General features: G+C 71.0%; 17 protein-coding genes. 16 read left to right on the top strand and 1 reads right to left on the bottom strand.

The window, feature by feature from the left end:
* Positions 1 to 6: 6 nt before the first annotated feature.
* The 14 genes from ACIPXC_RS16775 to nusB all read left to right on the top strand — a co-directional run bounded on the left by ACIPXC_RS16775 (position 7) and on the right by nusB (position 13,078).
* The gene (locus ACIPXC_RS16775; protein ID WP_401618148.1) at positions 7 to 351 is read left to right on the top strand and encodes a DUF6167 family protein; all 345 of its coding nucleotides are present in this window, start codon (positions 7 to 9) and stop codon (positions 349 to 351) included.
* A complete protein-coding gene (gene alaS, locus ACIPXC_RS16770; RefSeq protein ID WP_401618145.1) occupies positions 351 to 3,020 on the top strand; it encodes an alanine--tRNA ligase in 2,670 nt (889 codons plus the stop codon). Before ACIPXC_RS16775 ends, alaS begins: the two co-directional genes overlap by 1 nt.
* A 2-nt stretch (positions 3,021 to 3,022) precedes the next feature.
* A complete protein-coding gene (gene ruvX, locus ACIPXC_RS16765) occupies positions 3,023 to 3,493 on the top strand; it encodes a Holliday junction resolvase RuvX (protein WP_030028999.1) in 471 nt (156 codons plus the stop codon).
* A 128-nt stretch (positions 3,494 to 3,621) separates the two neighbouring features.
* Entirely contained in the window at positions 3,622 to 5,376 is a 1,755-nt protein-coding gene (gene mltG, locus ACIPXC_RS16760) for an endolytic transglycosylase MltG (protein ID WP_401618142.1), read from the top strand.
* A 6-nt stretch (positions 5,377 to 5,382) separates the two neighbouring features.
* Positions 5,383 to 6,210, top strand: coding sequence for a shikimate dehydrogenase (locus ACIPXC_RS16755; protein WP_401618139.1), 828 nt, complete (start codon positions 5,383 to 5,385; stop codon positions 6,208 to 6,210).
* 113 nt (positions 6,211 to 6,323) lie between these two features.
* Positions 6,324 to 6,515, top strand: a complete 192-nt coding sequence (locus ACIPXC_RS16750; RefSeq protein WP_401618136.1) for a hypothetical protein — start codon at positions 6,324 to 6,326, stop codon at positions 6,513 to 6,515.
* 133 nt (positions 6,516 to 6,648) lie between these two features.
* A complete protein-coding gene (gene aroC / locus ACIPXC_RS16745) occupies positions 6,649 to 7,833 on the top strand; it encodes a chorismate synthase (protein WP_401618133.1) in 1,185 nt (394 codons plus the stop codon).
* Positions 7,830 to 8,348 (top strand): shikimate kinase, encoded by a 519-nt coding sequence (locus ACIPXC_RS16740; protein WP_401618130.1) that lies wholly within the window; start codon positions 7,830 to 7,832, stop codon positions 8,346 to 8,348. Before aroC ends, ACIPXC_RS16740 begins: the two co-directional genes overlap by 4 nt.
* Positions 8,345 to 9,436 (top strand): 3-dehydroquinate synthase, encoded by a 1,092-nt coding sequence (aroB, locus tag ACIPXC_RS16735; RefSeq protein ID WP_401618128.1) that lies wholly within the window; start codon positions 8,345 to 8,347, stop codon positions 9,434 to 9,436. The genes ACIPXC_RS16740 and aroB overlap by 4 nt, the downstream gene beginning before the upstream one ends.
* Positions 9,433 to 9,873 carry a type II 3-dehydroquinate dehydratase gene (aroQ, locus tag ACIPXC_RS16730; protein WP_401618125.1) on the top strand — a complete coding sequence of 147 codons (441 nt, stop codon included), beginning with the start codon at positions 9,433 to 9,435 and terminating at the stop codon, positions 9,871 to 9,873. The genes aroB and aroQ overlap by 4 nt, the downstream gene beginning before the upstream one ends.
* 93 nt (positions 9,874 to 9,966) lie before the next feature.
* Positions 9,967 to 10,737, top strand: coding sequence for an AAA family ATPase (locus tag ACIPXC_RS16725; RefSeq protein WP_401618122.1), 771 nt, complete (start codon positions 9,967 to 9,969; stop codon positions 10,735 to 10,737).
* Positions 10,738 to 10,908: 171 nt separating this feature from the next.
* A complete protein-coding gene (locus ACIPXC_RS16720; RefSeq protein ID WP_401618119.1) occupies positions 10,909 to 12,015 on the top strand; it encodes an aminopeptidase P family protein in 1,107 nt (368 codons plus the stop codon).
* A gap of 59 nt (positions 12,016 to 12,074) precedes the next feature.
* A complete protein-coding gene (gene efp / locus ACIPXC_RS16715) occupies positions 12,075 to 12,641 on the top strand; it encodes an elongation factor P (RefSeq protein ID WP_030026187.1) in 567 nt (188 codons plus the stop codon).
* A 2-nt stretch (positions 12,642 to 12,643) separates the two neighbouring features.
* Positions 12,644 to 13,078 carry a transcription antitermination factor NusB gene (nusB, locus tag ACIPXC_RS16710; RefSeq protein ID WP_030965741.1) on the top strand — a complete coding sequence of 145 codons (435 nt, stop codon included), beginning with the start codon at positions 12,644 to 12,646 and terminating at the stop codon, positions 13,076 to 13,078.
* A 197-nt stretch (positions 13,079 to 13,275) separates the two neighbouring features.
* Here nusB and bldD read toward each other — a convergent pair whose 3' ends face one another.
* Entirely contained in the window at positions 13,276 to 13,776 is a 501-nt protein-coding gene (gene bldD / locus ACIPXC_RS16705; protein ID WP_401618115.1) for a transcriptional regulator BldD, read from the bottom strand.
* 287 nt (positions 13,777 to 14,063) lie between these two features.
* Here bldD and pyrR point away from each other — a divergent pair, with 287 nt between their 5' ends.
* Together pyrR and ACIPXC_RS16695 are read left to right on the top strand one after the other, a co-directional pair.
* Positions 14,064 to 14,639 (top strand): bifunctional pyr operon transcriptional regulator/uracil phosphoribosyltransferase PyrR, encoded by a 576-nt coding sequence (gene pyrR / locus ACIPXC_RS16700; protein WP_386461697.1) that lies wholly within the window; start codon positions 14,064 to 14,066, stop codon positions 14,637 to 14,639.
* Positions 14,640 to 14,768: 129 nt separating this feature from the next.
* A complete protein-coding gene (locus ACIPXC_RS16695; RefSeq protein WP_401618112.1) occupies positions 14,769 to 15,758 on the top strand; it encodes an aspartate carbamoyltransferase catalytic subunit in 990 nt (329 codons plus the stop codon).

Below are 15,758 nucleotides of genomic sequence, written 5' to 3'. Positions count from 1 at the left end.
CCGCCGATGTTCCGCCGAGCCTTCTGGTTCACCGCCGGCGCAGCCGCCGGCGTGTGGGCCACCACCAAGGTCAACCGGCAGCTCAAGAAGCTGACCCCGGAGAGTCTCGCAGCCCAGGCGGCGGACAGGGCCGTGGAGGCGGGTCACCGCCTCAAGGACTTCGCCCTCGACGTCCGAGCGGGAATGACGCAGCGCGAGGACGAGCTGAACGATGCACTGGGGCTCCACCAGGACCCCGACCGGCCCGACAACGTCACCGCCCTCCCCGGGCCGCGGCGACTGCGGGCCGTCCGGAACGACCAGATCAACCACCGACCAAAGCTTTCGTACAACCGGAATGAGGACCACTGATGGAGTCGGCTGAAATCCGCCGCCGCTGGCTGAGCTTCTTCGAGGAGCGCGGTCACGCCGTTGTCCCTTCGGCGTCGCTCATCGCGGACGACCCGACTCTGCTGCTGGTCAACGCGGGCATGGTCCCCTTCAAGCCGTACTTCCTCGGTGAGACCAAGCCCCCGGCCCCCCGGGCCACCAGCGTGCAGAAGTGCGTCCGTACGCCGGACATCGAAGAGGTCGGCAAGACCACCCGCCACGGCACGTTCTTCCAGATGTGCGGCAATTTCTCCTTCGGCGACTACTTCAAGGAAGGCGCCATCAAGTACGCCTGGGAGCTGCTCACCAGCTCCGTGGCGGACGGCGGCTACGGCCTGGAGCCCGAGAAGCTCTGGATCACGGTCTACCTCGACGACGACGAGGCCGAGCAGATCTGGCGCGAGAAGATCGGCGTGCCCGCCGAGCGCATCCAGCGCCTGGGCAAGAAGGACAACTTCTGGTCCATGGGCGTCCCGGGTCCCTGCGGCCCGTGCTCCGAGATCAACTACGACCGGGGTCCGGAGTTCGGCGTCGAGGGCGGCCCCGCCGTCAACGACGAGCGCTACGTGGAGATCTGGAACCTGGTCTTCATGCAGTACGAGCGCGGTGCCGGCGACGGCAAGGAGGACTTCCCGATCCTCGGCGACCTGCCGTCGAAGAACATCGACACCGGTCTCGGCCTCGAACGCCTCGCCATGATCCTGCAGGGCGTGCAGAACATGTACGAGACCGACACCCTGCGCGTGGTCATGGACAAGGCCACCGAGCTGACCGGCGTGCGCTACGGCGCCGCCCAGGGCACCGACGTCTCGATGCGCGTGGTCGCCGACCACATGCGCACCTCCGTCATGCTCATCGGCGACGGCGTCACCCCCGGCAACGAGGGCCGTGGCTACGTGCTGCGCCGCATCATGCGCCGCGCCATCCGCAACATGCGCCTGATGGGCGCCACGGGCCCCGTCGTCCAGGACCTCGTCGACGTCGTGATCAACACGATGGGCCAGCAGTACCCGGAGCTCGTCACCGACCGGGGGCGCATCGAGACCGTCGCCCTCGCCGAAGAGGCCGCCTTCCTCAAGGCTGTGAAGGGTGGCACGAACATCCTCGACACCGCCGTGGCCGAGACCAAGGCCGCCGGCGGCACGGTCCTCTCCGGCGACAAGGCGTTCCTGCTCCACGACACCTGGGGCTTCCCGATCGACCTCACCCTGGAGATGGCCGCCGAACAGGGCCTCTCCGTGGACGAGCCGGGCTTCCGCCGCCTGATGCAGGAGCAGCGCGACCGGGCCAAGGCCGATGCCAAGGCCAAGAAGACCGGCCACGCCGACGTCGCCGCCTACCGCGAGATCGCCGACGCGGCCGGCGCCACCGAGTTCACCGGCTACGCCACCAACCAGGGCGAGTCCACCATCGTCGGCCTCCTGGTCAACGGCGTCTCCGCGCCCGCCGCCTCCGAGGGCGACGAGGTCGAGGTCGTCCTCGACCGCACCCCCTTCTACGCCGAGGGCGGCGGCCAGCTCGCCGACCAGGGCCGGATCAAGCTCGACACCGGCGCCGTCATCGAGGTCCGCGACGTCCAGCAGCCGGTTCCCGGCGTGTCCGTGCACAAGGGATCCGTCCAGGTCGGCGAGGTGACGGTGGGCGCCTCCGCGTACGCCGCCATCGACGTCAAGCGCCGCCGGGCCATCGCCCGTGCCCACTCGGCCACGCACCTGACCCACCAGGCGCTGCGCGACGCGCTCGGCCCGACCGCCGCCCAGGCCGGTTCGGAGAACAGCCCCGGCCGCTTCCGCTTCGACTTCGGCTCGCCGAACGCCGTCCCCGGCTCGGTCCTCACCGACGTCGAGCAGAAGATCAACGACGTGCTCTCGCGCGAGCTCGAAGTGACCGCCGAGATCATGAGCATCGACGAGGCGAAGAAGCAGGGCGCCATCGCCGAGTTCGGCGAGAAGTACGGCGAGCGGGTCCGTGTCGTGACCATCGGCGACTTCTCCAAGGAGCTGTGCGGCGGCACGCACGTCGGCAACACCGCCCAGCTGGGCCTGGTGAAGCTGCTCGGCGAGTCCTCCATCGGCTCCGGCGTGCGCCGCGTCGAGGCCCTCGTCGGCGTGGACGCGTACAACTTCCTGGCCAAGGAGCACACGGTCGTCGCCCAGCTCCAGGAGCTGGTCAAGGGCCGTCCGGAGGAGCTGCCGGAGAAGATCTCCGCCATGCTCGGCAAGCTGAAGGACGCCGAGAAGGAGATCGAGAAGTTCCGCGCGGAGAAGGTCCTGCAGGCCGCTGCCGGGCTCGCCCGGAACGCCCAGGACATCAAGGGCGTCGCCCTGGTCGTCGGCCAGGTGGCGGACGGCGTCGGCGCCGACGACCTGCGCAAGCTGGTCCTCGACGTCCGCGGCCGCGTCCCCGGCGACCGCCCGGCCGTCGTGGCGCTGTTCACCGTGGCGAACGACCGCCCGCTGACCGTCATCGCCACCAACGAGGCCGCCCGCGAGCGGGGTCTCAAGGCCGGCGACCTGGTCCGTACGGCCGCCAAGACCCTCGGTGGCGGCGGTGGCGGCAAGCCGGACGTCGCCCAGGGCGGCGGCCAGAACCCGGCGGCCGTCCCGGAGGCCATCAGCGCCGTCGAGCGCGTCGTCGTCGAGACGGTCTGACGATGACTCTGCGCCGCGGCCGCCGACTGGCCATCGACGTCGGGGACGCCCGGATCGGGGTCGCGTCCTGCGACCCCGATGGGGTGTTGGCCACACCGGTGGAAACGGTTCCGGGCCGGGACATCCCCTTCGCCCACCGGCGGCTGCGGCAGCTCGTCGAGGAGTACGAGCCCCTCGAAGTCGTGGTCGGCCTCCCCCGCTCGCTCAGCGGGCGGGAGGGGCCGGCCGCGGCCAAGGTGCGCGCCTTCGCGAACGAACTGGCCAAGGGCATCAAGCCGGTGACCGTCCGTCTGGTGGACGAGCGGATGACCACGGTCACTGCGGCCCAGGGGCTGAGGGCCTCCGGCAGGAACGCGAAGAAGGGCAGGTCGGTCATCGACCAGGCCGCCGCTGTGGTGATCCTTCAGAACGCTCTTGAGACCGAACGGGTATCGGGTAATCCGCCTGGTGAGTGCGTCGAAGTGGTTGTCTGATCGCGATACGGTAACGTTCCGCGCGATGAGGCGGCATTCGAACAGCCGTCGATCACCGTCAAAGAGGCGGAACCGGTTGCCATGGATGACGGAGTCCGTGGCCTCCGTCTCGCGGCTCTAGGGGACCGATGACTGACTATGGCCGGGGCCGTGGCCCCGAACCCTGGCACCCTGAGGACCCCCTGTACGGGGACCAGGGGTGGACCGGGCACCAGACCCAGCAGGGCCAGGTGCCGTACGCCGGTGCGCCGCAGCAGGAGTACCGGCAGGAACCCCCGTACCAGCAGCCGTACCCCCAGCAGCCTCAGTACCAGGAGTACCAGCAGTACCCCGAGTACCCACAGCAGCAGCAGTACGCGCAGCAGCAGTACGCCCCGCCGCAGCAGGGGTATGCCCCGCAGCAGGCCGAGCACCCCCACCAGGCCCAGCAGCCGCAGTACACGCCGCAGCAGCAGCCGCAGCCCCAGCCCGAGCAGCCGGTCTACGACAGCCAGGGCTGGGACACCGGCCAGGGTCAGTACACGGCCGCGGTGCAGACCGACCCGTACGCGGGCGCGGACTACGCACAGCACCCGTCGGCCGGCTACCCGGGGGAGACCCCGGACCTCTACGGCACCGACGAGGCCTTCCCGCCGCCGCAGCCCCCGGGCCGGCGTCACCTGGAGCCGGAAGCGGTCGAGGAGGAGCCCGAGGGCGACCTCCGCGTCGGCGACGCCGGCCGGGACGGCGACGACGACGGTGACGACGACGAGCCCGATGGCCGTCGCGGCGGCCGTACCAAGGGCGGCAAGCCCAAGAAGCGCAGCGGCATGGCCTGCCTGATCGCGGCCGTGGTCATCCTCGGCGTGGTCGGCGGTGGCGGCTACTACGGCTACAGCTACATCAAGGCGAGGTTCGCGCCCGCCGAGGACTTCGCGGGCGAGGGTTCCGGCGAGCTGGTCGACGTCGAGATCCCCAAGGGCGCGGGCCTGGGGCAGATGGGCCGCATCCTCAAGGAGGCCGGCGTCGTCGCCAGCGCCCAGGCGTTCGTCGACGCGGCGAACGCCAACCCCAAGGGCAAGTCCATCCAGCCCGGCGTCTATCCGATGAACAAGAAGATGTCGGCTGCGGCCGCCGTCGCGCTGATGATCGACCCCACCAAGCTGAACGTGATCACCGTCACCGAGGGCATGCGCAACTCCAAGGTGTACGAGGTGATCGACAAGAAGCTGGGCAAGCCCGACGGCACCACCAAGGAGATCGCCCTGCGCGAATCCAAGAACATGGGGCTGCCCGCATGGGCCGGCAACAACCCCAAGCTCATGGACCCGCTCGAAGGCTTCCTGTTCCCCACGCGGTACGACCTCAGCAAGGACAGCACTCCCGAGTCGCTGCTCAAGCAGATGGTCAAGAACGCCTCCGACAAGTACGCGGAGCTGGGCATCGAGGCCAAGGCCAAGGAACTGGGGCTGGAGAACCCGCTGCAGGTCGTCACGGTCGCCAGCCTCGTCAACGCCGAGGGCAAGAACCACGACGACTTCCGCAAGATGTCCGAGGTCGTCTACAACCGCATGAAGAAGACCAACGACGTCACGAACCAGAAGATCGAGTTCGACTCGACGTACAACTACGCCAAGAACCAGAGCGAGATCAACTTCAACCTCAAGGAAGCCCAGGCGTTCAACAACCCGTACAACACCCACTTCATCAAGGGCCTGCCGGTCGGCCCGATCGGGAACCCGGGCATGGACGCGCTTACCGCTACGCTCGACCCGGATCACGGCGGCTGGATGTTCTTCGTGTCGGTCGACGGCAACACGACGACCTTCACCAGGACCTACGACGAGCACCTCAAGCTCGTCGCCGAGTTCCAGGAACGGCAGAAGCAGAAGAACGGCGGGTAGCAGGACATGACACGGATACGGGCCGCGGTGCTGGGTTCACCCATCGAGCACTCGCTCTCACCGGTACTCCACCGTGCCGCGTACCGGGAGCTGGGCCTCGTCGACTGGTCGTACGACCGGTTCGAGATCGACGAGGCCGCGCTCCCGGGGTTCGTGTCCGGGCTCGGCCCCGAGTGGGCCGGGCTGTCGCTGACCATGCCGCTCAAGCGGGCGGTCATCCCGCTGCTGGACGGCGTCAGCGACACGGCGGCCTCGGTCGAGGCGGTCAACACGGTCGTCCGCACCGAGGACGGCCGGCTCCTGGGTGACAACACCGATATCCCGGGCATCGTCGCCGCGCTGCACGAGCGGGGCGTGGAGAAGGTGTCCTCGGCCGCCGTCCTCGGGGCCGGGGCCACCGCCTCCTCGGCACTCGCCGCGCTCTCGCGGATCTGCACCGGCGAGGTCACCGCGTACGTCCGTTCGCAGGCCCGTGCCGACGAGATGCGGCAGTGGGGCGAGCGGCTCGGCGTGGCCGTCCGCACGGCCGACTGGTCGCAGGCGGCCGCGGCGCTCGAAGCCCCCCTGGTCATTGCGACCACCCCGGCCGGAGCCACGGACGAACTGGCCACGGCGGTCCCGGACACCCCGGGCACCCTCTTCGACGTCCTCTACGACCCGTGGCCCACCGCCCTGGCCGCCGCCTGGTCCGGGCACGGGGGCAACCTCCTCGGCGGGCTGGACCTGCTGGTGCACCAGGCGGTCCTCCAGGTCGAGCAGATGACCGGCCGCTCCCCGGCGCCGCTCGAAGTGATGCGGCGGGCGGGCCTCGCGGCCCTCTCCGGAGCGCACTGACGCTTCGCGCCGCCGGGACGGCCACCCTCTCGAGAGATCTTGGCGGAAACCGGCCTACTCGTCGGTAATATCACCCCCTACCCTGTTCACCTGCACCTTTACAGGGGGATGGGATGGACGGAACGGCCGCGGAACAGGTACTCGCGTCGAAGTGGGACATCCCCTTCGCGCTGTTCGCCATGATCAGGGTCGCCTTCGGGGACCTGCCGGTCTGGGCCAAGGCCGCCATCTTCGGACTCATCGGTTCCCTCGCGCTGTGGACGGCGGTCAGCTGGCTCCGTGAGCGCCGCCGCGAGGTCAGCTGACGGACCAGGCGTCCGACAGCTGGACCGGGGGCCGGTATCCCGGCCCGGACGTGGGAGGATTCGGGTGAGGCGGGTCCGGGCCGCGCACCCGATCGCGCCGTCGCAGTACCAGGCGCGAGCATGAGGAGCATCGTTGAGCAGGTTGCGTTGGCTGACCGCAGGAGAGTCGCACGGACCGGCACTGGTCGCGACGCTGGAGGGCCTTCCCGCCGGCGTCCCGGTCACCACCGAGCTGGTGGCCGATCACCTGGCCCGGCGCCGACTCGGCTATGGCCGCGGTGCCCGCATGAAGTTCGAGCAGGACGAGATCACCTTCCTCGGCGGCGTCCGGCACGGGCTGTCCCAGGGCGGCCCGGTCGCGGTCATGATCGGCAACACCGAGTGGCCCAAGTGGGAGACCGTCATGTCGGCCGACCCGGTCGACCCCTCGCTGCTCAAGGACACCGGCCGCAACGCGCCGCTGACCCGCCCCCGCCCCGGCCACGCCGACCTCGCGGGCATGCAGAAGTACGGCTTCGACGAGGCCCGGCCGATCCTGGAGCGCGCCAGCGCCCGTGAGACCGCCGCCCGTGTCGCCCTCGGCGCCGTCGCCCGCTCCTTCATCAAGGAGGTCGCGGGCATCGAGATCGTCTCCCACGTGGTGGAACTGGCCTCGGCCAAGGCGCCCTACGGCGTCTACCCGACCCCCGCCGACGTCGAGAGGCTCGACGCCGACCCGGTGCGCTGCCTCGACGCCGACGCGTCGAAGGCGATGGTCGCGGAGATCGACCAGGCCCACAAGGACGGCGACACCCTCGGCGGCGTCGTCGAGGTCCTCGCCTACGGCGTCCCGGTCGGCCTCGGCTCGCACGTCCACTGGGACCGCCGGCTCGACGCCCGCCTCGCCGCCGCCCTCATGGGAATCCAGGCCATCAAGGGCGTCGAGGTCGGCGACGGCTTCGAACTCGCCCGCGTGCCCGGCTCCAAGGCGCACGACGAGATCGTCTCCACCCCCGAGGGCATCAAGCGCACCTCCGGCCGCTCCGGCGGCACCGAGGGCGGCCTGACCACCGGCGAACTGCTGCGCGTCCGCGCAGCGATGAAGCCCATCGCGACCGTCCCGCGCGCCCTCGCCACCGTCGACGTGGCCACCGGCGAGGCGGCGGTGGCCCACCACCAGCGCTCCGACGTGTGCGCCGTCCCGGCCGCCGGTATCGTCGCCGAGGCGATGGTCGCCCTCGTGCTGGCCGACGCCGTCGTGGAGAAGTTCGGCGGCGACTCGGTCCCCGAGACCCGCCGCAACGTCCGGGCCTACCTCGACAACCTGCAGATCCGGTGACGGCCGGACCGCTCGTCGTCCTCGTCGGGCCCATGGGGTCCGGCAAGTCCACGGTGGGGACGCTGCTCGCCGAGCGGCTCGGCGTCCCCTACCGGGACACCGACGCCGACATCGTCACGGCCCAGGGCCGGCCGATCTCCGACATCTTCGTCGACGAGGGCGAGCCGTACTTCCGTGAGCTGGAACGGCAGGCCGTCGCGGCCGCCGTCGCCGAGCACACCGGAGTCCTCGCCCTCGGCGGCGGCGCCGTCCTCGACGAGGGCACCCGCACGCTGCTGACCGGCCTGCCCGTCGCCTACCTCTCGATGGACGTCGAAGAAGCCGTACGGCGCGTGGGCCTCGGTGCCGCGCGCCCGCTGCTCGCCGTCAACCCGCGCCGCCAGTGGCGCGAGCTGATGGAGGCCCGGCGCCCCCTCTACACCGAAGTCGCACGCGTCGTCGTGGCCACCGACGACCGCACACCCGAAGAGGTCGCCCAGGCGGTCCTCGACGCTCTGGAGTTGAAGGACGTATGACAGACCAGGTGACGCGGATCCACGTCGGCCCAAGCGCCGGCCATGACCCGTACGACGTGCTGGTCGGGCGGCAGCTGCTCGGCGAGCTCGGCTCCCTGATCGGTACGAAGGCCCAGCGGGTCGCCGTGATCCACCCCGAGGCCCTCGCCTCGACCGGTGAGGCGCTGCGCGACGACCTCGCCGACCAGGGCTACGAGGCGATCGCCATCCAGGTACCGAACGCCGAGGAGGCCAAGACGGCCGAGGTCGCCGCGTACTGCTGGAAGGCACTCGGCCAGTCCGGCTTCACCCGCACCGACGTCATCGTCGGCGTCGGCGGCGGAGCCACCACCGACCTCGCCGGCTTCGTCGCGGCCACCTGGCTGCGCGGCGTGCGCTGGGTCGCCGTACCCACCACCGTCCTGGCGATGGTGGACGCGGCCGTCGGCGGCAAGACCGGCATCAACACCGCCGAGGGCAAGAACCTCGTCGGCGCCTTCCACCCGCCGGCCGGAGTGCTCTGCGACCTGGCGGCGCTGGAGTCGCTGCCGGTCAACGACTATGTCAGCGGTCTCGCCGAGATCATCAAGGCCGGCTTCATCTCCGACCCGGTGATCCTCGACCTGATCGAGGAGGACCCGCAGGCGGCCCGCACACCCGACGGCCCCCACACCGCCGAGCTGATCGTGCGCTCCATCCGGGTCAAGGCCGACGTCGTCTCCAGCGACCTCAAGGAATCGGGGCTGCGGGAGATCCTCAACTACGGCCACACCCTCGCGCACGCCATCGAGAAGAACGAGCGCTACAAGTGGCGGCACGGCGCGGCCGTGTCGGTCGGCATGGTCTTCGCCGCCGAACTCGGCCGGCTCGCCGGCCGCCTCGACGACGCCACCGCCGACCGGCACAGGGCGGTCCTCGCCTCCGTCGGCCTGCCGCTGACCTACCGCGGCGACCAGTGGCCCAAGCTGCTCCAGACCATGCAGGTCGACAAGAAGTCCCGGGGCAACCTGCTGCGCTTCATCGTCCTCGACGGACTGGCCAAGCCGACCGTCCTGGAGGGCCCCGATCCGGCGCACCTGATCGCCGCCTACGGCGAGGTGTCGGCGTGAGCCGCCGCGTCCTCGTGCTGAACGGTCCCAACCTGGGCCGGCTCGGCTCGCGCGAGCCCGACGTGTACGGGGCCACCTCGTACGCCGGGCTGGTGGACAGCTGCCGCTCGCTGGGGCAGGAGCTCGGTTTCGACGTCGAGGTCCGCGAGACCAACGACGAGGGCGAGATGATCCGCTGGCTGCACGAAGCGGCGGACGGGAAGATCCCCGTGGTCATCAACCCCGGGGCCTTCACCCACTACTCGTACGGCATGCGGGACGCGGCCGCTCAGCGCACGGCGCCGCTGATCGAGGTGCACATCTCGAACCCGTACGCCCGCGAGGAGTTCCGGCACACCTCGGTCATCGCGGCCGTGGCGACCGGGACCGTGGCGGGCTTCGGGATCGGCTCCTACCGGCTGGCGCTGCGCGCGCTGGCGGACGAGACCGACGTCTGACACTCCCGCCCGGTGGCCGGGTGGACGGCCGGGCCCCCGCGGTCATATAACGTTCTCGCATCAGTGGCAGGAACGAGATGAAAGTGGCAGCGGATGCACCAAGGAGTGGGTGGCGGGGGCTGGGGGCAGCCGGGGCAGCGTCCTTCTGCGCCCCCGCAGCCGCCCATACCCCCGGCCCAGGGCTGGCCGGGTGCACACCCGCTCCCGCCGCCGGCCCGGCACCCGGCCCCGCCCCCGCCCCCGGTGGCGCCCGTGCCGGAGCCCACCGGGCACGTCCCGCTGCCGCCCGCGGTGGCGGGAACCGGCGGCGCCGTGCTCGCCGTCCTGCTGATCGGGCCCGCCGGCGCGGGCAAGACCACGGTGGCCCGGCACTGGGCCGGCACCCGGCCCGTGCCGACCGCCCACATCAGCCTGGACGACGTGCGCGAATGGGTCTGCTCCGGTTTCGCCGACCCGCAGGCCGGATGGAACGAGCACTCCGAGGCGCAGTACCGCCTCGCCCGCCGCACCTGCGGCTTCGCGGCCCGCAACTACCTGGCCAACGGCATCTCCTGCATCCTCGACGACGCCGTCTTCCCCGATCGTCCCGTGGTGGGCCTGGGCGGCTGGAAGCGGCACGTGGGGCCGACGCTGCTGCCGGTCGTGCTCCTGCCCGGCCTGGAGATCGTGCTGGAGCGCAACGCCGAGCGCTCCGGCAACCGCAGGCTCTCCGACGAGGAGGTCGCCCGCATCCACGGCCGGATGGCCGGCTGGTACGGATCCGGGCTGCCGATCATCGACAACTCCCAGCTCGATGTCGAAGGCACCGCCCGCGCCCTCGACGAAGCCCTGGCCAGAGCCCTGCCGGCGCACAGCGGCCGGTAGCCGTCCGGGGAGTAAACCCGGGGGAGCGCACCCGGCAGGGCAGGCCCCGGGAACGGTCGGCGACGGCGGCCCGCGAATCCGGCCCGCAGATGCCCCACGAGCGCCCCACGAGCGCCCCGTCCGGACGCGCTCACCAGGCCGGATCCGCGGGGCGCTCGTACGCTCGAAGACATGTCAGACGTGTACGCCGCCCGTCGGGGCCTGCTCCGCGACCGATGCGCCGCCGCGGGGAACGCCGCCGCGCTCATCACGCGTCCGGCGAACGTCCGCTACCTCTCCGGGGCGTCACCACTCGGCGCCGTCCTCCTCGTCGGACCGACCGAGGACGCCATGTTCTGCGCCGGCGCACCCACCGGCGAGGCCGACGAGGGGCGCCTCGACGAACACCTCCGGGTCACCGTGCTGGCCGGCCGCGGCGGGGACCCCGCCGTCGCGGCGGCCGACGCCGCCTCCTCCGTACGCGCCGACTCCCTCGCCGTGGAGGAGCACCACCTCACCGTCGCCCGGCACCGGGCCCTGCGGTCCGTCGCGCCCAGGCTGCGCCTCGCCGACCTCGGGACCGCGGTGGAGCAGCAGCGCCTCGTCAAGGACGAGGGAGAGATCGCCTGCCTGCGGATCGCCGCCGAGATCGCCGACCAGGCCCTGGGCGAGCTGCTGGAGTCCATCCTCGTCGGACGTACCGAACGCCACCTCGCCCTGGAGCTGGAGCGGCGCCTCGTCGACCACGGGGCGGACGGCCCGGCCTTCCCGACCTCCGTCGGCACCGGCCCGCACTCCGGCCGCTCCCGGCACCGGCCCTCCGACCGCAGGGTGGAGGAGGGGGACTTCCTCTCCGTCTGCCTGGGCGCCAACTACCGCGGCTACCGGTGCGAGATCGGCCGGACCTTCGTCATCGGCACGACCCCCGCCGACTGGCAGATCGAGCTCTACGACTGCGTCTTCACCGCCCAGCGGGCGGGGCGCGAGGCACTGCTGCCGGGAGTGGCGTACCGCGAGGTGGACCACGCGGCCCGCTCCGTACTGGACTCCGCGGGCCACTCGGAGGCCCTCGCTCCGTGGACCGGACACGGTGTCGGCCTCGAAATCGACGAGGACCCGCAGCTTGCACCTACGGCAATGGGTAAACTGGACGCTTGCGTGCCGGTCACCGTCGAACCGGGGGTTCACCTCCCCGGCCGGGGAGGTGTCCGGATCGATGACACGCTCGTCGTACGCCCCGAGGCGGACGGCGGTCCCGAGCTACTCACCATTACGACCAAGGAGCTGCTCGCACTCTAGCCCGCACTGCCGGGTGGTGCGTGCACCCGTGGTCTTCCAGTGCAGGAGATTCCGCAACCGTGGCTTCCACGAACGACCTCAAGAACGGCATGGTGCTCAAGCTCGACGGTGACCAGCTCTGGTCCGTCGTCGAGTTCCAGCACGTCAAGCCCGGCAAGGGCCCGGCCTTCGTGCGCACCAAGCTCAAGCACGTGCTTTCCGGCAAGGTCGTCGACAAGACCTTCAACGCCGGCACGAAGGTCGAGACCGCCACCATCGACCGCCGTGACATGCAGTTCTCGTACATGGACGGCGAGTACTTCGTCTTCATGGACATGCAGACCTACGACCAGCTGATGGTCGACCCCAAGGCCGTCGGCGACGCCGCCAACTTCCTCATCGAGGGCTTCACCGCCTCGGTCGCGCAGCACGAGGGCTCGGTGCTCTACGTCGAGCTCCCCGCCGCCGTCGAGCTCACCATCGAGCACACCGACCCGGGCGTCCAGGGCGACCGCTCCACCGGTGGCACCAAGCCGGCGAAGCTGGAGACCGGCCACGAGATCCAGGTCCCGCTGTTCGTCAACACGGGCGAGAAGGTCAAGGTCGACACCCGCACCAGCGACTACCTCGGCCGGGTGAACAGCTAACCGTGGCTGCCCGGAGCAACGCGCGCAAGCGCGCCTTCCAGATCCTCTTCGAGGCCGACCAGCGCGGGGTGTCCGTCCGCGAGGTCCTCGCGGACTGGATCCGCCACGCGCGGTCGGACGACCGGCAGCCGCCGGTCAGCGCCTTCACGATGGATCTCGTCGAGGGTTACGCCGACAAGGTGAACCGCATCGACGACCTGATCGTCACCTACGCCGTGGACTGGGACCTCGACCGCATGCCGGCCGCGGACCGGAACATCGTGCGACTCGGTGCCTACGAGCTGATCTGGGTGGACGACACCCCGGACGCCGTGGCCATCGACGAGGCCGTCCAGCTGGCCAAGGAGTTCTCGACGGACGAGTCCCCCTCGTTCGTGAACGGGCTGCTGGCCCGTTTCAAGGACCTGAAGCCGAGCCTGCGGCGCAGCGAGAGCTGACCGCACGCCGCCCCTCGGCAGCACCGGCACCGCCGTACGGAAGGGTCCGCAGCGCACGCGCTGCGGACCCTTCGTCGTCCCCGCTCCCGCCCGCGCCCGCGCCGCGGGGGCACAGGGACGAAAAACCGGTGGGTGCCGGACCCCGCAAGGGTCCGGCACCCACCGGTAAACGTTTCTGCTGGTGTGGCGCCCGAGGATCAGACCTCCTCGTGCGCCACCGCGCGACGGGCGTCCGCGTCCAGCACGCCCCAGCTGATGAGCTGCTCGGTCAGGACCGAGGGCGACTGGTCGTAGATGACGGCCAGGGTGCGCAGGTCGTCCTGGCGGATCGACAGCACCTTGCCGTTGTAGTCGCCGCGCTGGCTCTGGATCGTGGCCGCGTAACGCTGCAGCGGGCCGGCCTTCTCGGCGGGCACGCCCGCCAGACGCTCCAGGTCGAGGCGCAGCTTCGGCGGCGGCTCGGCCGCTCCGCCGGGAGTCGTGCCCGGCAGCAGCTCCTGCACCGGAACCCCGTAGAAGTCCGCCAGTTCGGCCAGGCGCTGGACGGTCACGGCGCGGTCCCCGCGCTCGTACGACCCGACCACCACGGCCTTCCACCGGCCCTGCGACTTCTCCTCGACACCGTGGAGGGAAAGGCCCTGCTGGGTGCGGATGGCGCGGAGCTTGGCCCCGAGCTGTTTGGCGTATTCGCTGGACATAACGCTCCCGGACGCTGTGACGCTGTGACTGCATGGACACTGCGACTACATAACTACGTGCGGCTCCGCCGCGCGGCTGGTAACTCACTGTGAGGTTACGCAGCGTTACTTGGGTGCGTCAAGCCGAATGGTCTCCATCCCCCCGCGAGGGCGGCGCCAGCTGCCCCGTGGGCGCCCCCGCGCCACCCCCGGGTGCCGGGTCACCACCGCCGCCCTGGTACCGTGGGAGACGTACATCAGACGTCCTTTAAGGTCCGTCCCGTGAGGCGGAGAAGGAGGTCCTTTTCATGGACGCTCAGCAGAATCCCGATTCCGCGCGCCCCGTACTGGAGGCGCAGGACATCGCCCGGGTCCTGACCCGTATCGCCCACGAGATCGTCGAACGCGCCAAGGGCGCCGACGACGTGGTGCTCCTCGGCATCCCCACCCGCGGTGTGTACCTGGCCCGCCGGCTGGCCGCCAAGCTCGAAGAGATCACCGGCACGAAGATCCCGGTCGGCTCCCTCGACATCACCATGTACCGCGACGACCTGCGGATGAAGCCCGCCCGCGCCATCGGCCGCACCGAGATCCCCGGTGACGACCTCGACGGCCGCCTCGTCGTCCTCGTCGACGACGTCCTCTTCTCCGGGCGCACCATCCGCGCCGCGCTCGACGCCCTCGGCGACCTCGGCCGCCCCCGCGCCGTGCAGCTCGCCGTCCTCGTCGACCGAGGCCACCGCGAACTGCCGATCCGCGCCGACTACGTCGGCAAGAACCTCCCCACGTCGCTGCGGGAGACCGTCAAGGTCCAGCTCCAGGAGGAGGACGGCCGTGACGCCGTGCTGCTCGGCCAGCGGACCGCCCAGGCGGCAGGGCAGTAGCCCACCACGACGACGGACCCCGGCGGGGTCCGCGCCGAGCCCTGCCCTGCCCGCCCGCACGCCTGCCCGTCGGGCCGCCGCACGTCAGTCCGCCCGCACCACGCCCTCCCGACCTACGGAGCCATCCAGATGAAGCGCCACCTCATCTCGGCCGCCGATCTCACGCGCGACGACGCCGTCCTGATCCTCGACACCGCCGAGGAGATGGCCCGCGTCGCGGACCGGCCGATCAAGAAGCTGCCCACCCTGCGCGGCCTCACCGTCGTCAACCTCTTCTTCGAGGACTCGACCCGCACCCGGATCTCCTTCGAGGCGGCCGCCAAGCGGCTCTCCGCCGACGTCATCAACTTCTCCGCCAAGGGCTCCTCGGTTTCCAAGGGCGAATCCCTGAAGGACACCGCGCTGACCCTGGAGGCGATGGGCGCCGACGCCGTCGTCATCCGCCACCACGCCTCCGGCGCCCCCTACCGGCTCGCGACCTCCGGCTGGATCGACTCCGCCGTGGTCAACGCCGGCGACGGCACCCACGAGCACCCCACCCAGGCCCTGCTGGACGCCTTCACCATGCGCCGCCGCCTGGTGGGCCGCGACGCCGGCCTCGGCAAGGACCTCTCCGGCCGCCGTATCACCATCGTCGGCGACGTCCTGCACAGCCGCGTGGCCCGCTCCAACGTCCAGCTGCTGCACACCCTCGGCGCCGAGGTCACCCTGGTGGCTCCGCCCACCCTGGTCCCGATCGGCGCCCGGACCTGGCCGTGCGAGGTCTCCTACAGCCTCGACGACGTGCTGCCGAAGTCCGATGCGGTGATGATGCTGCGTGTGCAGCGCGAACGCATGAACGCCGCCTTCTTCCCGACCGAGCGCGAGTACTCCCGCCGCTACGGCCTCGACGGCGACCGCATGGCCAAGATGCCCGAGCACGCCATCGTGATGCACCCCGGCCCGATGAACCGCGGCATGGAGATCACCGCCCAGGTCGCCGACTCCGACCGCTGCACGGCCGTCGAGCAGGTCGCCAACGGCGTCTCCACCCGGATGGCCGTCCTCTACCTGCTGCTCGGAGGCTCCGAGCCCGCCGTCACCACCACCCCCGCCGCCCGTACCGAGGAGAGCAAGTAA

It is taken from the genome of Streptomyces sp. NPDC090021 (assembly GCF_044748225.1).
Classification (GTDB): Bacteria; Actinomycetota; Actinomycetes; order Streptomycetales; family Streptomycetaceae; genus Streptomyces.
Note: the sequence above shows the minus strand (reverse complement) of the source record. Positions and strands in the feature narration are given on the sequence as shown.